At 69.5% G+C, this 23,452-nt stretch carries 23 protein-coding genes; 10 read left to right on the top strand and 13 right to left on the bottom strand.

Translation table 11 applies throughout. From position 1 onward, the window contains the following. Positions 1–46: 46 nt before the first annotated feature. From N1027_RS05195 to N1027_RS05175, 5 genes are all read left to right on the top strand, one after another. Positions 47–2,083, top strand: coding sequence for a bifunctional aldolase/short-chain dehydrogenase (locus N1027_RS05195; RefSeq protein WP_259505874.1), 2,037 nt, complete (start codon positions 47–49; stop codon positions 2,081–2,083). Positions 2,084–2,092: 9 nt separating this feature from the next. Continuing rightward, entirely contained in the window at positions 2,093–3,520 is a 1,428-nt protein-coding gene (locus N1027_RS05190) for a rhamnulokinase (protein WP_259505873.1), read from the top strand. A 53-nt stretch (positions 3,521–3,573) separates the two neighbouring features. After that, a complete protein-coding gene (locus N1027_RS05185) occupies positions 3,574–4,932 on the top strand; it encodes a DUF6745 domain-containing protein (RefSeq protein ID WP_259505872.1) in 1,359 nt (452 codons plus the stop codon). A 93-nt stretch (positions 4,933–5,025) separates the two neighbouring features. Beyond that, positions 5,026–6,117: a helix-turn-helix domain-containing protein gene (locus N1027_RS20100; RefSeq protein ID WP_259505871.1), complete on the top strand. Its 1,092-nt coding sequence runs from the start codon at positions 5,026–5,028 to the stop codon at positions 6,115–6,117. 55 nt (positions 6,118–6,172) lie between these two features. Continuing rightward, positions 6,173–6,856, top strand: coding sequence for an endonuclease/exonuclease/phosphatase family protein (locus N1027_RS05175; protein ID WP_259505869.1), 684 nt, complete (start codon positions 6,173–6,175; stop codon positions 6,854–6,856). A gap of 151 nt (positions 6,857–7,007) precedes the next feature. On the opposite strand, the gene N1027_RS05170 is transcribed toward N1027_RS05175, so the two are convergent. After that, the gene (locus N1027_RS05170; protein ID WP_259505867.1) at positions 7,008–7,517 is read right to left on the bottom strand and encodes a DUF1707 SHOCT-like domain-containing protein; all 510 of its coding nucleotides are present in this window, start codon (positions 7,515–7,517) and stop codon (positions 7,008–7,010) included. A gap of 116 nt (positions 7,518–7,633) precedes the next feature. Between N1027_RS05170 and N1027_RS05165 the strand changes: the two genes are divergently transcribed. Next, on the top strand, positions 7,634–8,380 hold the full coding sequence (locus tag N1027_RS05165) for a FadR/GntR family transcriptional regulator (protein ID WP_259505866.1): 747 nt from the start codon (positions 7,634–7,636) through the stop codon (positions 8,378–8,380). Between the two features lie 37 nt (positions 8,381–8,417). Further along, a complete protein-coding gene (locus tag N1027_RS05160; protein WP_259505864.1) occupies positions 8,418–9,857 on the top strand; it encodes an alpha-hydroxy acid oxidase in 1,440 nt (479 codons plus the stop codon). A 214-nt stretch (positions 9,858–10,071) separates the two neighbouring features. On the opposite strand, the gene N1027_RS05155 is transcribed toward N1027_RS05160, so the two are convergent. Next, complete coding sequence (locus tag N1027_RS05155; RefSeq protein WP_259505862.1) at positions 10,072–11,010, bottom strand: carbohydrate kinase family protein; 939 nt, start codon at positions 11,008–11,010, stop codon at positions 10,072–10,074. A 111-nt stretch (positions 11,011–11,121) separates the two neighbouring features. Between N1027_RS05155 and N1027_RS05150 the strand changes: the two genes are divergently transcribed. Then, on the top strand, positions 11,122–11,985 hold the full coding sequence (locus tag N1027_RS05150) for a DUF3097 domain-containing protein (RefSeq protein ID WP_259505859.1): 864 nt from the start codon (positions 11,122–11,124) through the stop codon (positions 11,983–11,985). A 49-nt stretch (positions 11,986–12,034) separates the two neighbouring features. Here N1027_RS05150 and N1027_RS05145 read toward each other — a convergent pair whose 3' ends face one another. Further along, complete coding sequence (locus tag N1027_RS05145) at positions 12,035–12,712, bottom strand: GntR family transcriptional regulator (RefSeq protein WP_259505853.1); 678 nt, start codon at positions 12,710–12,712, stop codon at positions 12,035–12,037. A 139-nt stretch (positions 12,713–12,851) separates the two neighbouring features. Next, complete coding sequence (locus N1027_RS05140) at positions 12,852–13,226, bottom strand: helix-turn-helix domain-containing protein (protein WP_259505852.1); 375 nt, start codon at positions 13,224–13,226, stop codon at positions 12,852–12,854. Between N1027_RS05140 and N1027_RS05135 the strand changes: the two genes are divergently transcribed. Together N1027_RS05135 and N1027_RS05130 are read left to right on the top strand one after the other, a co-directional pair. Continuing rightward, the gene (locus tag N1027_RS05135) at positions 13,225–13,392 is read left to right on the top strand and encodes a hypothetical protein (protein WP_259505851.1); all 168 of its coding nucleotides are present in this window, start codon (positions 13,225–13,227) and stop codon (positions 13,390–13,392) included. The two genes, N1027_RS05140 and N1027_RS05135, sit on opposite strands and share 2 nt — an antisense overlap. Before the next feature lie 46 nt (positions 13,393–13,438). Next, positions 13,439–14,011, top strand: coding sequence for an ATP-dependent Clp protease proteolytic subunit (locus tag N1027_RS05130; protein WP_259505850.1), 573 nt, complete (start codon positions 13,439–13,441; stop codon positions 14,009–14,011). 24 nt (positions 14,012–14,035) lie between these two features. On the opposite strand, the gene N1027_RS05125 is transcribed toward N1027_RS05130, so the two are convergent. From N1027_RS05125 to N1027_RS05085, 9 genes are all read right to left on the bottom strand, one after another. After that, a complete protein-coding gene (locus N1027_RS05125; RefSeq protein ID WP_259505849.1) occupies positions 14,036–14,788 on the bottom strand; it encodes an SDR family NAD(P)-dependent oxidoreductase in 753 nt (250 codons plus the stop codon). Beyond that, positions 14,785–15,912, bottom strand: coding sequence for a zinc-binding dehydrogenase (locus N1027_RS05120; protein WP_259505848.1), 1,128 nt, complete (start codon positions 15,910–15,912; stop codon positions 14,785–14,787). Before N1027_RS05120 ends, N1027_RS05125 begins: the two co-directional genes overlap by 4 nt. Beyond that, positions 15,912–17,618: an IlvD/Edd family dehydratase gene (locus N1027_RS05115; RefSeq protein WP_372499680.1), complete on the bottom strand. Its 1,707-nt coding sequence runs from the start codon at positions 17,616–17,618 to the stop codon at positions 15,912–15,914. The genes N1027_RS05120 and N1027_RS05115 overlap by 1 nt, the downstream gene beginning before the upstream one ends. 74 nt (positions 17,619–17,692) lie before the next feature. Then, entirely contained in the window at positions 17,693–19,138 is a 1,446-nt protein-coding gene (locus N1027_RS05110; protein ID WP_259505838.1) for an aldehyde dehydrogenase (NADP(+)), read from the bottom strand. After that, positions 19,119–20,417, bottom strand: a complete 1,299-nt coding sequence (locus N1027_RS05105; protein ID WP_259505837.1) for an endo-1,4-beta-xylanase — start codon at positions 20,415–20,417, stop codon at positions 19,119–19,121. Before N1027_RS05105 ends, N1027_RS05110 begins: the two co-directional genes overlap by 20 nt. After that, entirely contained in the window at positions 20,414–20,782 is a 369-nt protein-coding gene (locus N1027_RS05100) for a tautomerase family protein (protein ID WP_259505836.1), read from the bottom strand. Before N1027_RS05100 ends, N1027_RS05105 begins: the two co-directional genes overlap by 4 nt. Further along, positions 20,782–21,855, bottom strand: a complete 1,074-nt coding sequence (locus N1027_RS05095) for a Gfo/Idh/MocA family protein (RefSeq protein ID WP_259505835.1) — start codon at positions 21,853–21,855, stop codon at positions 20,782–20,784. Before N1027_RS05095 ends, N1027_RS05100 begins: the two co-directional genes overlap by 1 nt. Positions 21,856–21,904: 49 nt before the next feature. Then, positions 21,905–22,666 carry an SDR family oxidoreductase gene (locus tag N1027_RS05090; RefSeq protein WP_259505834.1) on the bottom strand — a complete coding sequence of 254 codons (762 nt, stop codon included), beginning with the start codon at positions 22,664–22,666 and terminating at the stop codon, positions 21,905–21,907. Continuing rightward, positions 22,663–23,451 carry a carbohydrate ABC transporter permease gene (locus N1027_RS05085; RefSeq protein ID WP_259505833.1) on the bottom strand — a complete coding sequence of 263 codons (789 nt, stop codon included), beginning with the start codon at positions 23,449–23,451 and terminating at the stop codon, positions 22,663–22,665. The genes N1027_RS05090 and N1027_RS05085 overlap by 4 nt, the downstream gene beginning before the upstream one ends. Position 23,452 lies beyond the last annotated feature (1 nt).

Raw genomic sequence — 23,452 nt, 5'->3', positions numbered from 1 at the left:
TTATGTTTTGTGAAGTTAACACAAGCTGACACCTCACGGAGCATCCATGACCTCCCCCGCTGCCGCCGCGCTCATCGCGCGCTCGAACCGCCTCGGTTCCGACCCGAAGAACACCAACTACGCCGGCGGCAACACCTCCGCCAAGGGCCTCGAGGTCGACCCGGTGACGGGCGAAGAGGTCGAGCTGATGTGGGTGAAGGGCTCCGGCGGCGACCTCGGCACCCTGAAGGAGTCGGGCCTCGCGGTGCTGCGCGTCGACCGCCTGCGCGCGCTCGTGAACGTCTACCCGGGCGTCGACCGCGAAGACGAGATGGTGGCCGCCTTCGACTACACGCTGTTCGGCAAGGGCGGCGCAGCCCCGAGCATCGACACCGCCATGCACGGCCTGGTGGATGCGGCGCACGTCGACCACCTGCACCCCGACTCCGGCATCGCCATCGCGACCGCGGCCGACGGCGAAGCCCTCACCACCACGATCTTCGGCGACAAGGTCGTCTGGGTGCCGTGGCGCCGCCCCGGCTTCCAGCTCGGCCTCGACATCGCCGAGATCAAGCGGAGCCACCCGGATGCGATCGGCTGCATCCTGGGCGGCCACGGCATCACCGCGTGGGGCGACACCAGCGACGAGGCCGAGGCCAACTCGCTGTGGATCATCCGCACCGCCGAGTCCTACATCGCGGAGAACGGCAAGGCCGACCCGTTCGGACCGGCCCTCGCGGGCTACGGCGCGCTCGACGAGGCCGAGCGGAAGGCGAAGGCCGCCGCGCTCGCCCCCACCATCCGCGGGCTCGCCTCCACCGACAAGGCTCAGGTGGGTTCGTTCACCGACGCCTCCGTCGTTCTGGACTTCCTGGCGAGCGCCGAGCACCCGCGACTCGCTGCCCTCGGCACGAGCTGCCCCGACCACTTCCTGCGCACCAAGGTGAAGCCGCTCGTGCTCGACCTCCCGGCCGACGCATCCGTCGAGGACTCGATCGCACGCCTCAAGGAGCTGCACGCCGAGTACCGCGCCGACTACGCCGCCTACTACGACCGCAACGCGACCCCCGACTCCCCCGCGATGCGCGGTGCCGATCCGGCGATCGTTCTGATCCCGGGCGTCGGCATGTTCTCCTACGGCGCCAACAAGCAGACCGCCCGGGTGGCAGGCGAGTTCTACATCAACGCCATCAACGTGATGCGGGGTGCCGAGTCGCTGAGCACCTACGCTCCGATCGACGAGGTCGAGAAGTTCCGCATCGAGTACTGGGCCCTCGAAGAGGCCAAGCTCGCCCGCCTGCCGAAGCCGAAGTCGCACGCCACCCGGGTGGCGCTCGTCACCGGCGCGGCATCCGGAATCGGCAAGGCCATCGCCACCCGCCTGGCCGCCGAGGGCGCATGCGTCGTCATCGCCGACCTCGACCTGTCGAAAGCTCAGGCGGCTGCGGCAGAGCTGGGCGGCACGGATGTCGCGATCGGGGTGCAGGCGAACGTGACCAGCGAGGCCGACATCACCGCGGGCATCCAGGCCGCCCTGCTGCAGTTCGGCGGGCTCGACCTCGTGGTGAACAACGCCGGCCTCTCCATCTCGAAGCCCCTGCTCGAGACCACCGAAGCCGACTGGGATCTGCAGCACGACGTGATGGCCAAGGGCTCGTTCCTCGTGTCGAAGGCCGCCGCCCGCGTGCTGATCGAGCAGGAGATGGGTGGCGACATCATCTACATCTCGTCGAAGAACTCTGTCTTCGCCGGCCCCAACAACATCGCCTACTCAGCCACGAAGGCCGACCAGGCTCACCAGGTTCGCCTGCTGGCCGCCGAGCTCGGCGAGTACGGCGTGAAGGTGAACGGCATCAACCCGGATGGAGTCGTGCGCGGCTCGGGCATCTTCGCCGGCGGCTGGGGCGCCAAGCGCGCCGCGGTCTATGGCGTGCCCGAGGAGGAGCTCGGCGCCTACTACGCCCAGCGCACGCTGCTGAAGCGCGAGGTGCTGCCCGAGAACGTGGCGAACGCCGTGGCCGTCCTCACCGGCGCCGACCTCACGCACACGACCGGACTCCACATCCCGGTCGACGCGGGCGTCGCGGCCGCCTTCCTCCGCTAGGCTCCGGGCATGACAGCAGCAGTCGCCGCCGTCGACCTCGGCGCCACCAGCGGGCGGGTCATGCTCGGCTACGTGGGGCACGACGAGTTGCGACTCGTTCCTGTCGCGCGGTTTCCGAACAACCCCGTGCGCATCGTCGACGGCCTGCACTGGAACATCCTCGACCTCTACCGCAACGTGATCGTGGGCCTCGGCTCGGCCCTCCGCGAGGAGCCGGATGTGCGCAGCATCGCGGTCGATTCCTGGGCCGTCGACTACGCGCTGATCCGCGACGGACGGATGCTCGGCAACCCCTACCACTACCGCGACGAGCGAACCGCGGCCGGAGTCGACGCCACCCACACGATCGTGGGCCCGGCGGAGCTCTACGCGGCCAACGGCCTGCAGTTCCTGCCGTTCAACACGCTCTACCAGCTGGCGGCCGAGCAGATCGCGGGCTCCCTTGTGCCGGCGCAGTCGATGCTGCTCATCCCCGACCTGATCGGTTACTGGCTCACGGGCGCCCAGCGAGCCGAGCAGACCAACGCCTCCACCACCGGCCTCCTCAACGTGCACACGGGCGAATGGGATGACGCGTTGATCGCGCGCCTCGGCCTCCCGCGTGGCATCTTCCCGGAGGTCGTCACGCCCGGCTCGACCGTCGGCACGCTGCTTCCCTCGGTCGCGGCCGAGATCGGGTCGGCTCGGGCGCTTCCGGTCAGTGCCGTCGGGTCGCACGACACCGCCTCCGCGGTCGTCGCCGTGCCGGCCACCGGCACCGATTTCGCTTACATCTCGAGCGGCACCTGGTCGCTCGTGGGAGTCGAGCTCGAGCATCCGGTGGTCTCCGAAGACAGCCGCGCCGCCAACTTCACCAATGAAGGCGGCGTCGACGGGCGCATCCGTTACCTGCAGAACGTCTCGGGGTTGTGGCTGCTCTCGGAGTCGGTGCGCACGTGGGAGCGGGGCGGCGAGCAGATCGACCTGCCGACCCTGATCTCCGCGGCCGCGGCCGTCACCACGCCGGTTCCGGTGTTCGACGCGGCCGACCCGCGCTTCGTCGCGCCCGGCGACATACCGTCGCGCATCGCATCGTGGTGCACCGAACACGGGGTCGCAGCGCCGCAGAGCCGTGCCGAATTCGTGCGCAGCATCCTCGAGAGCCTCGCGGATGCCTATGCTTCGTCGATCGAGACCGCGGCTTCGCTCTCGGGCAAGCGCATCTCGGTGATCCACGTCGTGGGCGGCGGATCGCAGAACGCGCTCCTCTGCCAGCTGACCGCCGACCGCACCGGTCGCCCGGTGCTCGCCGGGCCGGTCGAGGCGACCGCGGTGGGCAACGTGCTGGTGCAGGCACGCGCGCAGGGTCTGATCTCGGGCGACACCTCGCTCGAGGGCCTGCGCGCGATCGTGGCGAATACCTTCGCGCCCGTGCGCTACGAGCCCACCGCCCGCTGAGTTCGGCGCAATTCTGCAGAGGAGAAATGCCTGCTGTGAGTTATTCTCAGTAAATGGATCTCCGCTCTGCCTCGATGACCATCGCACGCGCCTGCCTCCCTAGTGCACCCTGGGAGCCGCAACGGGCCGAACACGGGGTGGGCACCCTGTACGCTCGCAGCGGTTTCGGCGATGTCACGATCGTCTGGGCGCGCTCACTGCTCGACGGCGCACTCATCGCGAGTCAGCGTTACGGGGTCGCGCGATCTGTCAGCGAAGACCTGGCCGTTCGCGTCGCCGAGATCCGCGGTGAACCGGAGAACGATGAGGACGACGGCCTCACCCGAGCCGAGGTTCTGCTGAAGGCTGAGGTGTGGGATGAGCTGTGGGCGCCCGTGTTCGACGCACTGGAGGAGGGGCTCGACGAACCTGCGGCCGAGGTCCTCGCGGATGCCTGGACTCTCGCCTACGAGGCGGGTGCAGAGATGCGAGCGCTGGTCGGCCGGCGCTCCAATGATCAGTCCGTGATCTCCAAAAGCCTCATCGAGATCGCTCGCCAATCGTGCGCGGCCTGGTTCCTCGACGGTGTCGTCGTGCTCGCGCCACACCCGAGGCAGCTTCTGCGCGACGACGGCGGACGCCCGCATGCGGCCGAGGGCCCGGCGATCGCCTGGGCCGACGGCTCTGAGATCGCGTTCTGGCACGGCGAGCATCTCTCTGCCGGACACCTGCAGGAGATCGGTTCCGCGATCAGCGGATCGGAATCCGACGACGACGTGCGGCGGCTCGTGATCGAACGCCTCGGCTGGGGATACTGGCTTGATCACACGGGCTCGCGTCCGATAGCGACGGCGGACGATGCCCGCCGCCCCGGCACCATGCTCGAGCTCCATGACCTGCCTGACGTCGGCGACGACGATCTCAGGGAAACGTCGCGCGCCCTCGTGTGGCGTGACCGCGGAACGATGGCCGCCGGCGTGCCTCACCTCTACGGCGAACTCGTCCCGGCGGAACACGGCGATCCGGTCGCTGCCGTGGCAGAGCTGTGGGGCTGGACGAAGGAGGAGTACGCCGACATCGGAGCAGCACGACACGGCGACCTTCAGGGCGCACTCGCGATCCTGCCGATCGCCGAGGAAAGCGGCGATGGGTCCGCTCTGACGGTGTGGTCCGATTTTTCGATTCCGAAGGTCACGAGCCGCGGCCGGCGGCATCTCCTGCTCTCCCGTGGCGAGGTCCTGTTCTGGGCTGGGCCTCCGATCACCTTCGAGGTGGGCACGATCAGAGTCGAACCTGGTGCCTCGGCGGAACTCCGGCATCCGCATTTTCCGCCTGTCGAACTCGGTCCGGGCACGTATCGACTCTCGCGCCGAAAGGAGTGGACCGGCGATTGGAGGGTGGCGTCCGGCGATCCCGGCTCCTACGCGAGCTGAACCGACCCGCGACCCACCATGAACCGCCATGTTCTGAGCGTTCAGGGCAAAATCTGGGGGGTCACGAAGAGGGGAGGCCGGTAGGGTGGCGGCGTGGGGGCTGAGGTGGGCGCGGACGGTTGGGCGGACGCGTGGCGCGACGCGCCGGTCGTGAGCCGCGGCATCCTGTTCCCGGCGGAGTCGGCGCCCAAGGTACGACTCGAGCGGTATCGGCCGAGCGCCGACCTCACGGCGTTCGTGCGCCACTACTGGATTCCGCGCTGGAGCCTTCCGCCCGGCGAAACGCACGAGGAAGTGCTGCTGCAGTACGCCACGTGCAACCTGGTGGTGGGCGACGATTACGCGGCGCTCTTCGGGCTCGCCCGCGGCGTCGGATCGCGCACCCTCGCGGGCACGGGTTGGGCGTTCGGCGTGATGCTGCAGCCGGGCGCCGCCCGCACCCTGCTCGATGCGAGGGGGGAAGTCCACGCGGGTGGCTCCGGCGACTCACGCGACACGGGCGACGCGACATCCGGCGACGCAGGTGGCTCCGGCAACCCTGCCGACGCAAGCGACAGCGGCAACCCGGCCTACGCGGGCGACACCGGCAACCCCGCCGAGGCGGGCGACAGCGGCGCCGCCACCCGAGGAGGTGGCCCGCGCGGCGCCCCCCGCTCGGTTGCCAGCCTGTCCGAGGCGCCCGAACCGCTCGCGACGCTGGTGACCGGCGGGGCGGAACTTGTGGCGCGCATCCGCTCACTCCGCGACGACGACACCGGCATGATCGCCGCCTTCGAGCACTGGTTGCGCGGCCTCCGCCTCGACGCCGGGCGCGGCGCCGTGATCAACGACGTGGTGCGCGCCGTCGAGACCGATCCCGAGCTGCGCACCGTCGAGGAGCTGGCCGGGCGATTCGGTCTCGGCGTGCGCAGTCTGCAGCGGCTGACCGCCGAGTTCGTGGGCATGAATCCGAAGTGGCTGCTGCAGCGGCAACGGCTGCAGGATGCGGCGGCACGCCTCCGCGACGAGCCGCGCGCCGGCGGAGCCTCGACACTGGCCGACCTGGCCGCCGAACTGGGCTACGCCGACCAGGCTCACTTCAGCCGCGACTTCGCTCAGGCGGTGGGGATGGCTCCCGGCGAGTACTCACGTCGGACACAGGCCGAATCCGGTCTGGACGTGCCACAATTGCGGAGCGAGGCGTAAGGGCAACACTGATCATTTCGGCACAGGCGCTAGAGAAGGTGCAGCAAGAACGAAGATGGGACGCGAACTGAACATCGTCAGTTACAACCTGCGCAAACATCACGCGAGTGGCGAACTCAGTGATCTGTCGCGGTTGTACGACGTCGACATCATGTGTCTGCAGGAGTGCGACACCGAAGACATCCCGGAGCGGATCGACCACCTCGTGCTCGCCGACTCCACGAAGACCAACCGGCTGGGGCTCGCCGTCTACTATCGCGAAGACCGCTTCGAGCTGCACGCCACCCGCGTCTTCGCGTTGCGCAAGTCGATGCACGACCGCGTGATGGCGCCGGCCCACGAGCGGTTGCTCGCGGCGAAGCTGTTCGACAAGGAGATCGGCAAGGAGATCCTGGTGGGCTCCTTCCACGCGGCGCCGCTGACGGCCTCCAACTCGCTTCGCCGCAAGCAGATCGCTGCCGCGCACCACGCGCTACGCGTGATGGGCCCGGGCCTGCCGACCGTCATGGTGGGCGACTACAACTACCCCTGGTTCCGCGCGAACCTCTCCGAGCGCATGGAGGAGTCGGGCTACCTGCTGTCGTTCAGCGACAAGCCGACCTACGCGCGCTACAAGTACTTCAAGGGCCACTTCGACTTCGTGACGAGCGCGCACACCCGCATCGACTCGATCGACACCCTCCCGCAGGGCGAGAGCGACCACCTGCCGATCCTGGTCGTGGCCGGCGTCGAAGACTGAGTTGTTGCGCGCTGCGCCGTGCTTCGCGCGGCGTAGCGCGGTCGCGCCGCCCCCTGTGCGGCGCTCCGGGACATGTTCCGGTGCGGTCGCTCGCGGCCGCGCCGTCACCCTGGGTCGAGTGGGAGCGCCCAGCGGCTTTCGCTCTCTAGCTCTAGCGATTGTCGTCGCGGCGGGAACCTGCGCCGTAGACGACGATGCCGGCGATCGGGATGAGCACGAAGAAGATCCACGACCAGCGGAAGCCGTCGGGGGTCAGGTAGCCGAACAAGAAGAACAGGGCGAGCGCCAGGAACGGCGAGAGCGACACGATGACCCGGCCCATCGAGCCGCCGAGGGGCTGCCGCCGGCCGCTGCCGCTGCGCACGCCGTTCGGGTCGTAGAGCTGCTCGCGGAACGCGGTGGGCGGCAGCAGGTCGGGGTCGGGAGCTGGCGCGGTGGCGGAGGCGGGGATGCTCTGCTCGACCGGATCGGGCAGGTCGGCGAAGAGCGGGGAGAGGTCGCCGCGCGTCACTGCGGTCTTGGCTGAGGCCGACCGCTCGGTGAACTCGTCGGCGGTGATGCGGCCGTCGGCGAGCGCGCGGGCCAGGGCCGCCACCGCCGTGTCGCGGTCGGCGTTGCTCAGGCGCTGGCTGGCCGTCGTGGGGTCGGTGTAGTCGCTCATGTGACAACCATGCCGTATCCACCGGGCTACGGGGAAGAGACCTCTGCTAGTGTGTGGTCTGACCATGTGGTCTGACCACACGGTCAACCCGATTCGACGACGCAGGAGGAGGCCCCGTGACCACCGAGCACGTGCCGCTGATCGCTCCGGTCGAGCCGGCCCGCGCCTGGGAGGTCGTTCTGCAGCGCATCGAAGGCGACCTGCTCTCCGGTGCCCTCAAGCCCGGCGACCACCTGCCACCCGAACGCACCCTCGCTGCCGAACTCGGCGTCGGCCGCTCCAGCGTGCGGGAGGCGATCCGCGTTCTCGAAGTGCTCGGCCTCATCCGCACGGCTTCGGGATCGGGTCCGCAGTCGGGAGCCATCATCATCGCGCGACCGACCGGCGGTATGTCGGCGCTCGTGCGACTCCAGGTCGCGGCCCACGGATTCGCGGTGCGCGACGTGGTGAAGACCCGGCTCGTGCTGGAGTCGGCCGTGGTCGGGGAGCTCGCCGAGGCATCCGACCCCGACCTCGACGCGGCACTCGAACTGCTCGACGCGATGGAACAGGATGCGCCCCTCACCCGCGACGAATACCTCACCCTCGACCAGGCCTTCCACCTCGCCCTCGCCGTCGCCTCCGGCAACGAGGTGATCGCGTCGATGATGGCGGGCCTGCGCGACTCGATCGAGAAGTACGTGCGCGTCGGCGCGTCGTTCCTTCCCTCGTGGAACGACACGGCCGCCCGCTTGAAGCTCGAGCACCGTGCCATCGTGGCCGCGATCCAGGCGCACGACTCCGAACTCGCTCGCACACGCATCCGCCAGCACATCGAGACCTACCACGCCGAGACCGACGTCTCGAGCGTGCACCCCCACTGACCACGACACCGACGACCGAAAACCGAAGAGGAACACCATGGTTCAGCGCCGCATCCCCAAGATCAAAGACCTCGCCCCGCTCATGCGGTTCAAGGCGCCCGAGCTCAACGCGAAGAAGCGCCGCCTCGACTCGGCGCTCACCATCGCCGACCTCCGCGCCATCGCCCAGCGCCGCACCCCGAAAGCCGCCTTCGACTACACCGAGGGCGCGGCCGAGGGTGAGATCAGCCTGCAGCGGGCTCGCCAGGCGTTCGAAGACATCCAGTTCAACCCGTCGATCCTCCGCGACGTGTCGACGGTGAACACCGGATGGGACGTGCTCGGCGCCCCCGTGTCGCTCCCGTTCGGCATCGCCCCGACCGGGTTCACGCGCATGATGCAGACCGAGGGCGAGATCGCCGGAGCGGGCGCGGCCGGTGCGGCCGGCATCCCGTTCGCCCTGTCGACCATGGGAACGACCGCGATCGAAGATGTCAAGGCGGCGAACCCGACCGGCCGCAACTGGTTCCAGCTGTACATGTGGAAAGACCGCCCGCGCTCGATGGCGCTGGTGGAACGCGCCGCTGCGGCCGGGTTCGACACGCTGCTCGTGACCGTCGACGTGCCCGTGGCCGGCGCGCGCCTGCGTGACAAGCGCAACGGCTTCTCGATTCCGCCGCAGCTGACCGCCGGCACCGTCGTGAACGCGATCCCACGCCCCGAGTGGTGGATCAACTTCCTCACCACCGAGCCCCTCGCCTTCGCCTCGCTCGACCGCTGGTCGGGCACCGTCGGCGAACTGCTCGACTCGATGTTCGACCCCACCGTCACCTTCGAAGACCTCGAGTGGATCAAGGCCCAGTGGCCCGGCAAGGTCGTCGTGAAAGGCGTGCAGAACATCGCCGACGCCCGTCGACTCGCCGATATGGGCGTCGATGGCATCACCCTCTCGAACCACGGCGGTCGTCAACTCGACCGAGCGCCCATCCCCTTCCACCTGCTGCCGGATGTCGCGCGCGAGCTCGGAAAGGACATGGAGATCCACCTCGACACGGGCATCATGTCGGGAGCCGACATCGTCGCCTCCGTCGCGCTCGGCGCTCGCTTCACGATGGTGGGGCGCGCCTACCTCTACGGCCTGATGGCCGGCGGCCGGCAGGGGGTCGACCGGATGATCGACATCCTCGGCACGCAGGTCGCGCGCACCATGCGCCTGCTCGGCGTGAACTCGCTCGAGGAGCTCAACCCTTCGCACGTGACGCAGCTCGAGCGGCTCATCCCGCGCGCGGTGGCGCCCGCCGTCGTGGCGGCCGCGGAGGCCGCGCCGGCTGCGGCAGCGGCCGCTCGTGCCCGTGCGCCTCGTGCCCGTGCGCCTCGGGCCGCAAGGGCGACGACCGCGGAGGCTCCGGCCAAGGCGCCCGCTGCGCCGGCTGCGGCCAAGAGCCGCGCGCGCAAGCCCGTCACCAAGGCCGAGGCAGCCACCGCCGCCGACGCGTAGCGAGGTCTCGGTCGTTTCGGGCGAACGTGCACGCAACCGAACCCGAATCGGGGCCCGGTCTGCCCCAGGTTCGCCCGAAACGACCGGCCCAGCCACTCCCGCCCGCCCCTTCTTCACGACGCGAGCGGCGGGCGGCGTCGTTTCGGGAGGACGTGCGTGCAACGAGCCCCGCATCTGGGCGTCGTTCGCCGCTCCTCCTCCCGAAACGCAGCGACTAGCGCGTGACCTCCGCCAGCAGCGGCGGATTCGCGCCCGCCCGGGACACCGTGATGGCGGCGCACCGCACCGCGAACGACCCGATCGTCGCGAGGCGCTCTGCGTCGAACGACGATCCGTCGCGGAGGGCGGCGGCCGGGATGTCGTCGTCGAGCATGCCGGCGAGCTGGAAGATCAGGGCGCTCATGAACGAGTCGCCGGCTCCGATCGTGTCGGCGACCTCGACCTGCCGCCCCGGGATCGCGAGCCGTTCGGCGCCCGCAGCCAGCACGGCGCCGTCACCACCTCGCGTCACGGCCACGAGGGCCGGTCCGAGGGCGAGGATGCGGTCGATCGCTTCGTCGATCGAGGCATCCGGATACAGCCACGCGGCGTCCTCGTCGCTCAACTTGAGCACGGTGGTGGCTCGAGCGAGGTGCTCGAAACGCTCGAGGGCGGCGGGATGGTCGGTCACGATCGTGGGTCGCATGTTGGGGTCGAAGGTGATGATCGGCGGGTCGTCGGATGTCGCGAGCTGCCGCACGAGCGTGAGCACCGAGGTGCCGCCCGGCTCGAGAAAGGCGGCGATCGAACCGACGTGCACGATCGCAGCCTCCGGTGGTCGGTCTGCCGGGAGCGACCAGCGGAGGTCGAAATCGTAGCGGGCCGATCCGTCGGGCTGCATGTGCGCCGTCGCCGACGACGTCTCGTCGTCGCGGAACGATGCCGGTGCGATGACGACGCCCGCCGACTCGAGATGTTCGACGATCGAGTCGCCGCGCGGGTCACGGCCGAGAGCGGTGAGGAGCGTCACCGGCAAGCCGAGCCGGGCGGCTCCGTAAGCGATGTTCATGGGCGAACCGCCCGGGTGCTCCACCCGGATCGGCGATCCATGGGCATCCGGAGCGTCGACCACGTCGACGAGCGACTCTCCGATGGCGAGCACGGTCGCGATCATGGGTGCTGCCTCTCTGCGGCCGGACGGAGTGGTCTCAGTTTAGGGCGGCGCCGCTGGCCGGCGTCGGCGCGCGCTCCTGGCGACGACCACACGACGCCGTAGCCTTGTGCAGTGCCCGATGACTCCTATGACCGCTATGGCTCCGACGTGCTCGCCGACTACAACCGGCGCGCCGCGCCCGTCGCCCTGCCGAAGGTCGAGGCCGAGTTCGACCTGGTGGTCGAGGAGGTCGCGAGCGACTTCTGCGGCAGCGTGACGCGGGTCGAGGGCCGCACCGTCGAGCTCGAAGACCGCAATGGCAAGCGCCGCGTGTTCCCTCTCGGTGCCGGGTTCCTGCTCGAGGGCCGGCCGGTGCAGCTCGTGCATCCGAAGACGGCGGCGACCCGCGCAGCCGAGGCCGGGCCGAGGCGCACCGCCTCGGGTTCGATCGCGGCACCACTCGAACGCGCCCGGGTCGCCCGGGCGAGCCGCATCTACGTCGAAGGTCGACACGACGCCGAGCTGGTCGAGAAGGTCTGGGGCGATGACCTCCGCAGCGAGGGCGTCGTGGTCGAATACCTCGAGGGCGTCGACGACCTCGACGCGGTCGTGCGCGATTTCGCTCCGACGCGTGAGCGCCGCATCGGCGTGCTCGTCGACCACCTCGTCACCGGGTCGAAGGAGAGCCGCATCGCGGAGGCCGTTTCGCGCGGCCCGTTCGGCGCCCACGTGGCCGTGGTGGGGCATCCGTTCGTCGACATCTGGCAGGCGGTGACCCCCGCGGCGATGGGCATCCGCGCGTGGCCGACCGTGCCGCGTTCGATCGAGTGGAAGCACGGCATCTGCGAGGCGTTCGGATGGCCGCACGACGACCAGGCCGACATCGCACGGGCCTGGAAGCGCATCCTGGCACGGGTCACTACGTACACCGACCTCGAGCCAGTGCTCCTCGGTCGCGTCGAGCAGCTCATCGACTTCGTGACCGAACCGGTCTAGCGGCCGCCCCACATCGCGAGTCGACGAGGAGGAAGGGGACGGACGGGGCTCAGTCGTCGCCGAGGAGGATGGCGGCGGCAGCGATCATCTCGAGCATCCGCTCCCGCATGTGGCCGATGTGCTTCTTCACCGCCGGCTCGATGCCGGCGTACTCGCGCGCCACCATCGCCTGGTAGAGCTCGTCGTACTCCTCGGCGCAGGAGAGCAGTCGCGACTGCATCGAGGCTGCCCGCAGCCAGAACCGCTGGATGCGCCGACGCGTCTCCCGCACCGTCTCGGCCACCAGCACGTTGCCCGAGAGGGTGTTCGCGTAGCGGTGGAACAGCTGGTCGGCGAGCGCCCAGCCCTGCCGGTCGTCGTTCGCGGCCGCCTTGTACATGTCGTCGACGTAGCCCTTGAGCTTCTTCGCCTCGTCGTCCGTGAGCGTGGTCGCGGCCTTGCGGCAGATGTAGGTGTCGAGCACCTCGAGCAGGTCGCAGGCGTCGTTGACCTCGGTGGCGGTCAGCTGCGAGACGGTGAAGCGCGCGTTGTCGGTGCGCTTGACCAGCCCCTCTTTCTCGAGACGCTGCAGCGCTTCGCGCACCGGCGTGCGGCTGATGCCGAGCTGGCTCGCGAGTCGGTTCTCCGACAACGGCGAACCCGACCTCAGCCGGAAACCCGTGATCTCAGCGAGCAACCACTCGTATGCGTCGTCGACGCGGGATCCCGCCTCGGAAGAAACGGCCATCATCACCTGCCCTCAGCATCCGATTCTAGTGCGCGCAACTGGGTGCCTGCCCCCGGCGTCGATTCGCCAAGACACGCCGCTACGGCGAGCGGGATTCCGACGGATTCTGGCGATTCGGCGCTGGCGGCGTCGCGCGGCGTCAGGCGGCTAGCAAGGAGGGGACGGCGGGGGCGGACGCGCGCGCATCCGGAGACGTAGCCGCGACGGCGCCCAGCTCGGTGCGCGACTGGATCGAGATGACAGGCGCGCGACCCGGCACGGCCGATCCGGTGTCGGCCGGGGCCGCGGCGGCCCCGAGCTCCCTGCTCACCGCGTCGAGCAGCTCGGCGAGCGAGAGGTCGAGCACCCGGCACACCGTCGCCAGAATCTCAGAGGACACCTCTTTGCGCCCTCGCTCGATCTCCGAGAGATAGGGCACCGAGACTCTGGAGCCGGCCGCGAGGTCGCGCAGAGTGAGTCGCCGTTCCAGGCGGATTCGCCGCAGAACGTGTCCGATCGCGTGGCGGAGGAGCATGAAGCCAGGGTACGTCGTGGGCCTCCCCAGCGCATCCGTTCCGCCCCGCGTGACGGCGGTGTCTGCTGACAGCAGAATCGGTCGGGCGCTTCGAGGGGGTCTGCCCTCGGCAGATCTGCCGACCGCAGAACCGGGCGACACGGATGCCCGGCGCGACGCATCCTGAACCGGAACGGCCGACGCGACCGCCGCGCCCACCGGGAAGGACCACCATGACCGACACCGCAAGCTCCACCGACCCCCAGGTCTTCCAGCGCCTCCTCGACGAGCGCATCGTTTTCCTCGGCAGCGAGGTGACCGACGTGGTGGCCAACGAGATCTGCGCCAAGCTCCTCCTGCTGAACGCGGTGGCGCCCGAGAGGGACATCTATCTCTACATCAACTCACCCGGCGGCTCCGTGACGTCGGGATTCGCGATCTACGACACCATGAACTTCGTGCAAGCGGATGTCGCGACCGTGGCTCTGGGATTCGCGGCGTCGATGGGACAGTTCCTGTTGTCGTCGGGCACCCCGGGCAAGCGGTACGCCCTGCCGAATGCGAGCGTGGTGATGCACCAGCCGCACGGCGGGTTCGGGGGATCGGCGGCCGACATCCAGACGCAGGCGAAGCAGATCCTCGCGTTCAAGCAGCGGATGGCTGAACTCACGAGCGCGCAGACCGGCCGCACCCTCGATCAGATCACCTCGGACGCCGACCGCGACCGCTGGTTCACGGCGGAGGAGTCGCAGGAATACGGGTTCGTCGACCACATCGTGACGTCGGCGCGCGGGCTCCGGAGCTAAGGCGCACCCGGTATCCCGTGCCCCTCAGAGCCAGCCGCCGTCGACCACCCAGTTCTGGGCCGTGCACATCGCGGAGTCGTCGGCGGCGAGCCACAGCACCATCCGCGCCACGTCGGCCGGCAGCACGCGATCGCTGAGGCACTGATTGCGGTCGATCTGAGCGTCGGCTTCCGGGGTCACCCAGTCGCGCAGCTGACGCTCGGTCATCACCCAGCCCGGGATGACGCAGTTCACGCGGATGCGGTCACCGCCGAGTTCGCGCGCCAGCGTGCGCGTCAACCCCTCGATGCCCGCCTTCGCCGTGATGTAGCCGACGAGGTCGACCAGATCGATGTGCGCGCTGATCGAGCCGAGGTTGATGATCGACCCGCCTCCCGCGGCTCGCATCACGGGCGCGAGCCGCCGGGCGGCGAAGAACTGGTGACGGAGGTTGACCGCCATCCGGTCGTTCCAGTAGTCGACGTCGAGCTCGTCGATCGAGTGCCTCTTGTCGTGGGCCGCGTTGTTCACGAGGATCGTCGCCGGTCCGAAGGTGTGCAGGATGTCGTCGATCGCCGACTCGAGACTTCCGACGTCGCGCACGTCGCACGGCAGGAAGAGAGCGGAAGGCCCGATCTCGGCGGCGAGCGCCTCCCCGTGCAACGCGTCGATGTCGACGAAGCCGACGCGGGCCCCTTGGGCGGCGAACTGTCGCACGAACTCGGCCCCGAGACCCGTCGCACCGCCGCTGACGACCACCGTCTTGTCGCGCAGGCTGGGGTAGGCGGCGTAGCTCACGGAACTCCTTGGATGGTGCTGGGGTCGATGATCGACCGACCCACCGCACCCGCCTTCAGGGCGGCGAACGCGTCGTCGATGCGGTCGAGCGGATACGTGTCGCCGATCAGGCGGTCCAGCGGCAGCTGCCCGGAGCGGTACAGCTCGAAGATGACGGGAAGGTCGAGCTGAGGGATCGACGAGCCGTACAGCGACCCGATCACCCTCTTCTGACGCTGCACGAGCTCGTTGATGGGCACGTCGACCGTCTGCCCGACCCGGCCGAGCCCCACCGCGACGGCCGTGCCGCCCGGCTTGAGCATCCTGAACGCCGAGTTCAGGGTCTCCGGCCGCCCGATCGCCTCGATGGCCCAGAGCACACCATCGGGAACGTGCGAGAGCACCTGCTCCACGATGTCGCCGTCGCGGACGTCGATCGTGATCGTCGCGCCGAGCTCGGCGGCGAGCTGCAACTTGGCCTCGTCGACGTCGATCACGATCAGCGGATTCGCGCCGGCCAGCTTCGCGCCCATCACGGCGGCAAGCCCCACGCCGCCGGCGCCCAGCACGACCAGGGGCTCGCCGAGACAGGCGCCGATCACGTTGCGCACCACGCCGAACCCGGTGATCACGGCGCACCCGGCGATCGCGGCCACGGCGGCGGGGATGTCGTCGGGCACCCGCACGACGCTCCGCTCGGGCACGACGACCCGCTCCGAGAAGCACGAGACACCCAGCAGGTGGTGCACGCGCTCCCCGTCGACGCTCATCCGGGTGGTGCCGTCGAGAAGGCCACCCGACCGCGCCTGCACAGGCCCGAACTCGCACATGATGGGCTTGCCCGCCACGCAGTTGGCGCAGCGACCGCAATTGGGGCGCCAGAGCAGGGCCACCCGGTCGCCCACCGCGATGTCACCGCTGACGCCCTCGCCCAGTTGCACCACCCGACCGGCACCCTCGTGGCCGGGAACGACCGGCAACGGGCACTGCAGGTCGCCCTGCAGGTAGTGCAGGTCGGAATGGCACACTCCGGCCGCTTCGATCTGCACCACGATCTCGCCGCGCCCGGGGGGATCGAGCTCGATCTGTTCGACCTGCAGAGCTCCCCCGAATTCCCGCAGCACCGCGGCGTTCACCGTGGCCATCAGTGCGACTCGCGCATCACGGCCGGGCCCGATGCGCCGACGAGGAAGTCGAGATCGGCTCCGGAGTCGGCCTGCTGCACGTGATCGATGTACAGCTGCGACCATCCCCGCTCGGCCTTGCCGTAGGCCTCGGTCAGCGAGGCGGGCGGCACGCGGGTCGCCAGTTCCGCATCCGACACGAGGAGCGTGAGGGTGCGCGCCTCGACATCGAGGTCGATCAGGTCGCCGTCCTGCACGAGGGCGAGGAGTCCTCCCGCCGCTGCCTCCGGCGTGACGTGCAGCACCACGGTGCCATAGGCCGTTCCGCTCATCCGCCCGTCGCAGACCCGCACCATGTCGCGCACGCCCTTGTCGAGCACGCGCTTCGGCATCGGCATGTTCGCGACCTCGGGCATGCCCGGGTAGCCGCGTGGGCCGCATCCGCGCAGCACCAGAACCGAGTTCTCGTCGACGTCGAGGGCCGGGTCGTCGATGCGGGCGTGCATGTCCTCGACGGAGTCGAACACGACTGCCGGACCGCGATGGCGCAGCAGGGCGGGAGTGGCCGCAGCCGGCTTGATGATGGCTCCGGATGACGCCAGGTTCCCTCGGAGCACCGCGATCCCGGCGCCGCGTTGCAGCGGGTCGTCGGCGGTGCGGATGACGTCTCGATTCCATACCTCGTGCCCGTCGAGCTCGTCGACCAGCGGTCGCCCGGCCACCGTGACGGCGGTGGGATCGAGCAGGTCGCGCACCTCGCCGAGCGCGGCGAGGAACCCGCCCGCGTTGAACAGGTCTTCCATGAGGTGCTCGCCCGCGGGTTGCAGGTTCACGAGTAGCGGCACATCGGCGCCGATCCGGTCGAAGTCGTCGAGCTCGAGTTCGACGCCGACCCGCCCGGCGATGGCCAGAAGGTGCACGACCGCATTGGTCGAGCCGCCGATCGCCGCGAGAGCGATGATCGCATTGTGGAAGGCCGCCTTCGTCATCACCGACGCGGGCGTCACGCCCTCTTCGGCCAGTCGGACGGCCTGCCGACCGGTGGCGTGCGCGAATTCCAGCAGGCGGCTGTCGGATGCGGGGATGCCCGCGATGCCGGGAAGCGTCATCCCGAGGGCTTCCGCCACGCACGCCATCGTCGACGCGGTGCCCATCGTGTTGCAGTGGCCGCGGCTCCGGATCATCGACGATTCCGACTTCACGAAGTACTCGGGGTCGAGTTTCCCGGCGCGCACCTCCTCGCTGAGCTTCCAGACATCCGTTCCGCATCCGAGCGGCCGGCCGCGGAACGACCCGTTGAGCATGGGCCCACCCGGCACCACGATCGCGGGGATGCCCACCGAGGCCGCCGCCATCAGCAGCGCCGGGATGGTCTTGTCGCATCCGCCCAGCAGCACGAGTCCGTCGATCGGGTTCGCCCGGAACATCTCCTCAGCGGCCATTGCCGCCATGTTGCGCCAGAGCATGGCCGTGGTGCGTACGGTCGTCTCGCCGAGCGAGATCACCGGAAGGTTGTAGGGGATGCCGCCGGCCTCGTAGATGCCGTTCTTGACGCTCTGCGCCACCTCGTCGAGATGGGTGTTGCAGGGCGAGAGGTCGGATGCCGTGTTCGCGATGGCGATGTTCGGTCGGCCGTCGAAGGCGTGATCCGGAACACCCCGGCGCATCCAGGCCCGGTGCAGGTAGGCGTTGCGGTCGTCGCCGCCGTACCAGGCAGAGCTCCTCATCGCTTCTCCCGAACGGGAAGATGCGTCATTCGTCGTGGACTCACTGTCGTTGTGATTCTGCATGCTCTCGATCCTTACGGAACAATCAGTCGGCCGTCGACACGGTGGGGAATTCGGGTCAGCGCGTCGTCGCGCAGATCGGCGGGCAGCGCGTACTCCGGAGCGTTCTGAAAGGCGACCGGGCGAAGGAACCGCCGGATGGCCGACGCCCCCACCGAGGTGTGCTGCGAGGTGGTGGCGGGCCAGGGTCCGCCGTGGTGCTGCCCCCAGGTCACGGCGACCCCGGTGGGCCAGCCGTCGAACAGCACGCGCCCGGCGCGCTCCGCGAGGATGTCGACCAGGCCCTCGACCTCGTCGCGCTCGTGCTCCTCGGCATGCACCGTGGCGGTGAGCGAGCCGTCGATCAGAGCGAGGGCGGCGTGCACTTCGTCGAGCGACCGGTACTCCACGAGGAGGGTGAGCGGGCCGAAGCATTCTTCGAGCAGGGCGTCACTGTTGCGGATGACGTTCGCGACCGTCGTGTGCAGCACCGCAGCGGTGACGCCGTCGACGCCGCGGCTCACCGACCCGGCCACGACCTGCACGTCGCCGGCAGCGCGCAGACGATCGGTGCCGGGGAGGAAGGCGTCGGTGATGCGTTCGGTCAGGAGGGCGAAAGCCGGCCGACGCTCGACCGCCCGCCGAAGGGCATCCCTCGACGCGAATCCGGCGGGTACGAACACGATGCCCGGCTTCGTGCAGAACTGTCCGGCACCGAGCGTGAACGAGTCGACGAGCCCGTCGGCGATGGCGTCTCCACGAGCCTCGACCGCGCCGGGTGTCACGACGACCGGGTTGACGCTCCCGAGTTCACCGAAGAACGGGATGGGGTCGGGGCGTTCGGCGATGGCGGCGAGCAGGCCCCGTCCGCCGGCCAGCGAGCCCGTGAAGGCGACGGCACGGATGGCAGCGGCACGGGCGAGCCGCAACCCGGTCTCGCGGCCCTCCACGAGGGCGAACGTGCCGGCTGGGGCTCCGGCCGCGGCGAGCGCCTCCCGAACCAGACGTGCGGTCTCCCGCGAGAGTTCCGGATGCCCGGAGTGCGCTTTGACCACCACCGGGCACCCTGCGGCGAGCGCGGATGCGGTGTCACCGCCGGCCACCGAGAAGGCGAACGGGAAGTTGGATGCCGCGAACACGGCGACCGGCCCGATCGGCCGGAGGAGCCGCCGGATCTCGGGCCGCGGGGGCGCGGCGGCAGGATCTGCGGTGTCGACGACGGCTTCGAGGTAGGAGCCCTCCTCGACCACCTCCGCGAACATCCGCAGCTGCCCGGTGGTGCGCAGCACTTCGCCGCCGAGGCGGGCTTCGCCCGGACGGGTCTCGCGATCGGCGATCGCCACCAGACCGTCCCGCTCCGCCTCCAACCGGTCGGCGATGCCGCGCAGCCAGCCCGCGCGCTCGGTGCGGGAGGAAACCTGAACGGCTCGGGCGGTCTCGGCGAGGTCGTCGAGCACGGCGTCATCCGTTCGAGCGGGCATGCGCATCCTCCCCGATCGTCACGGTGACGGCATCCGTGCCGCCCGGCGCGAGGTGGAGTTCACCCGAGCCCGCGTCGGTCGACACGAGGTAGGAACCCGCGAAGCCGCGCACCTCGATCGAACCGTCGTCACTGCTCTCGGTCGAAGTGGGCGCCTGCCACCATTCGCCGCGCACGAGTCCGTGCAGGGCATCGAACGCGGGCTTGCGCGAGCCGTCGCCGCGGAGGATACCCGACGGGGCCCCGAGCCAGGCGCCCTCGTCGGTGATCCCCCAGTAGGTGAGCGATTCGACCTGCGGATGCGCGACCACGTTGCGGTAGTGCCGCACGATCTCCTCGGCCTGCCGCGCTTCGCCTTCGTCGGTCGAGGGCCAGGAGTCGACCACGTAGTCGTTGAGGTCGACGATCTCCTTCGGCATCAGGTCTCCGGAGAGCAGGGTGGTCTCGGTCAGCTGCAGCGGAAGGCCGAAGCGCGCGAACCGCCCGATCTTCTCGGAGATGTCGTCTTCGCCCCGGTAGCCCTGGTGCATGTGGGTCTGAAGACCCAGCGCGTCGATGCGGATTCCGGCGTCGAGGCATTCCTCGATGAGGCGCTCGTAGTCGGCCGAGAGGTCGAAGTCGTTGAGCACGAAGCGCGCGCCCGGGTTCGCCTCACGGGCGACCTCGAAGGCCATCGCCACCATGCCGACGCGGCCCTTCTTCCGCGCCAGCCGTGTCACCGCGTTCTCCTCCGCCGTGAAGACCGGCAGGATCACGGCTTCGTTGATGGCGTCCCACAGGTCGATGACCCCCGAGAAATCGGTCACCAGGCTCGCGATGTGGTCGCGGATGGCGGCCTCGACGGCGGCATCGTCGAGCTCGACGAGCCACTCCGGCGTGAGCGTGTGCCAGAGCAGCGGATGCCCCTTGACCGTCACGCCCTGCGCACCGAACCACTCAGCGGTCTTGTGCAGTCGAGCCGTCTCCGGGTGACCCCGCTCGGGCTCGAATCCTCGCCAGTAGAACGGCAGGGTCGCCAGGTTGAACAGCTCGAGCCACTCCGACGCGAGCGCTTCAGGGCTCTGCGTCAGCGATCCCCCGAAGAACTCGAGGGCCCGCCCGCTCTGCCCATCCGGCGGTCCGCCGATCCACTCCACGAAATCGAACCCGATGTTGCCGAAACCGAAGTCGTGCCGCAGCTGCTCCACCACGACCGGTCGGCGCTCGAGCGGGCGGCCGTCGCGGTCGGTCAGAGCGACCCGGGCGCTGAGGGTTCGACCCGTCGGGTCGTCCACGGTCATCGCACGCCTCGTGCGCCCGGGTACCAGTCGTCGAGGGTGTTCTCGGTGATCGCGATGAACACGTCGTCGGGGCGCACGCCTTCCGCCTCCATCCGGCGCGCGATGGCCTCGAACGCCTTGACCTTGGTGGCCGCGTCGTACATCTTCACCATCAGGATGCGGATGTACACGACATCGCGCCGGTCACCCCCGAGGTAGTGCGGGTCGGCGACGATGTGGTCGGCCGGCAGCGGGTGGATGACCTGGAAGCGGTCTTCGACATCCATGCCGAGACCCTCGACGAGCCCGGCGTTGACGGCCTCGGCGTAGGCGTGGCGCTTCTCGACGGGAACGGTGTCGGCGACTTCGATCGTGATGAGCGGCATCAGGCCCATACCTCCTTGTTGGTGCGCACGTCGGCGCGATTGCGGGCGGACTCCTCGATGGCGAGTCCGAGTAGATGGTCTTGGCAGGCATCCGCGAGCGGATAGGGCTCAGGGCCCTCGGAGCGGGCCCAGCGACCGACCTCTTCGAGGAACGACGCCACGGCGATGTCGTCTTCGGACAACCGGGTTCCGATCCACGGGTTCTGGTAGACGATCCGCCCCTCGAACGACGCCGAGACGACCTCGTTGCCCTCGAGGTTCATGTCGATACCGGTGCGACGGTAGGAGATGGGCGAGATGACGACGCCCTCGTCGGTGAGTCGCGTCACCGTGTCGTCCACGATCTCTCCGAGAGACCCGCGGATGACGATGCGGCGGGCGAGCAGCGGGTTCCACCACTGGTTGTCGACGAAGTCGTAGAGTCCCATCCGCCCGTCGCCGAAGTCGAGCGTGGCGACGGTGGTGGTGCGCGGCACGGGTGACGGATCGGGCGCCCACCCGTCGAACGTGAGCGGATCGGACTGCGGAGCCGTGAAGGTGCGCGCGTTGACGACGGTCTCGTCGAATCCTGCACCCAGGAACGAACGCATGATCGAGGTCGCGTGATAGAGGTGGGTCGAGGCGACCTCGACCGCGGTCGGGGTTCCGATCGCGCCCGATCGCACCACGGCGAGCCGGGCTGCGTGGCCCGGCATCAGCATGTACTGCTCAGCGACCTGCACCCGGCCGGATGCGCCCACCGCGTTCCACAGATCGCGGAGCCCTTCGGCGGTCGGGGCCGGCGGAGTCTCGGCGAGAACGTGCGCGCCGCGCTCGACGAGCTCCGTCACGACGCCCGGCATCGACGGCCACGACACCGCCGCGATCACGAACTCCGGCTGGGGCGCGAGCACCTCGTCGATCGTGCGCGCCACGGGCACGCCCCAGGCCTCGGCCACACGCAGGGCGGCGGCATCCGATCGGGCCAGCACCGCCACCACCTCGAGCCGCTCGGGGGCGGCCCGCGCCATGCGCAGGAAGAAATCGGACCGCCAACCTGTTCCGACGATCGCGAATTTCAGGGGATTAGACACGCAGTGCACCTTTCGTTGTTGCGGGAAGTAGCGGAAGCGGTTGTGCCGCTCACACCTGGCTCATACCGCCGTCGACCACCAGTTCGGCGCCGGCGACGAAGCTCGATTCATGGCCGGCGAGGAAGAGCACGGCGGCGGCGACCTCCTCGGGGCGACCGATCCGCCCGACCGGCACCATCTCGGCGACGGCCTGTTCGACCGCCGCCGATCCGCCGGTGAACTGGTCGAAGCCGGCGGTGGCGATGGGCCCGGGGCTGACCGCGTTGGCACGGATGCCGCGGGTGCGGAGTTCTGACGTCACCGTGCGGGCGAGCGAGCGCACGGCCGCCTTCGTGGCGTTGTAGACAGCGTGCCCGGGGCCGCCGTTCAGCCCCGCGATCGACGACACGAGCACGATGCGGGCGCCGTCGTTCAGCTGCGGAATGAGTTTCTGCAGGGTGAAGACCGTGCCGCGGAAGTTCAGGTCGGCCACGTGATCGAACAGCTCCGGGGTGAGATCGCTGATGGGCGTCGCATCCGTGTCGCGGCCGGCGTTGGCCACGAGGATGTCGACCGGCCGGCCGCCCTCGGAGACGAGCGCGGCGAGACGATCGAGATCGGCGAGCGAGCTCGAGTCGGCCACGACGACCTGGGCGCGGTCGCCCAGCGCCTGCCGCGCGGCCTCCGCCCGCCCGGCGTCGACCCCGGTGAGGATCACCTCCGCGCCCTCGGCGAGGAACGCCTCCACGACGGCGCGTCCGATGCCCGAGGTGCCCGCGGTGACGACCGCGAGCTGGCCATTCAGACGGCCGCCGACGGGTGCCGCGGTCACTTCAGGGCCCCGGCCGAAAGGCCGCGTTCGAACGAGCGCTGCAGCAGCAGGTAGGCGACGATGACGGGCACCGCAGTGATCACGGCTGCCGCGAGCACGCCCGTCTGGTCGTTCGTGTACTGGCTCGTGAAGAACGACGGCAGCAGCGTCACCACCTGCTTGCTCGGATCGTTGAGCATCAGCATGGGCAGCAGATAGGCGTTCCAGGCGTTCAGCAGGGTGAGCACCACGATCGCTCCGGCGATGGGGCGGGTCAGTGGCAGCACGATGTGCCAGAACACGCGGAAGGTGCCGGCACCGTCGACCCGGCCGGCATCCATCAGCTCCGTGGGAATCCCCTCGAAGAACCCCCGGGCGAGCAGGATCGTGAACGGCACCTGCAGCGCGGCCAGGGGGAGGATCACCGCGATGAGCTCGTTGTAGATGTCGAACGTCGACGCGGTGACGAACAACGGGGTGAGGAGCACGGCTTCGGGCATGGCGAGCGCGGCGAGGATGATCCAGAACCAGATCTCCTTGCCCCGGATGCGCAGCTTGGCGAAGCCGAAGGCGCCGAGCATCGTGACGACGTAGACGATCAGGATGGTCGCGCCGGCCACGATGGCGCTGTTCATGAAGTAGGTGGGCACGACTCCGGTGGCGAACACCTTGGCGTAGTTGCCCCAGCCCTGGCCGGCGAACGACCCCTGCACCATGGCGACGAGGGCGGCCAGGAACGGCAGTGCGATCACGGTGGCGAGCAGTTGCACGCCGACCCGGGAGAACCGGGAGCGAAGTTCGAACATC

The organism is Herbiconiux aconitum (genome assembly GCF_024979235.1).
Taxonomy (GTDB): Bacteria; Actinomycetota; Actinomycetes; order Actinomycetales; family Microbacteriaceae; genus Herbiconiux; species Herbiconiux aconitum.
This window is presented reverse-complemented; position numbering and strand designations above follow the sequence as displayed.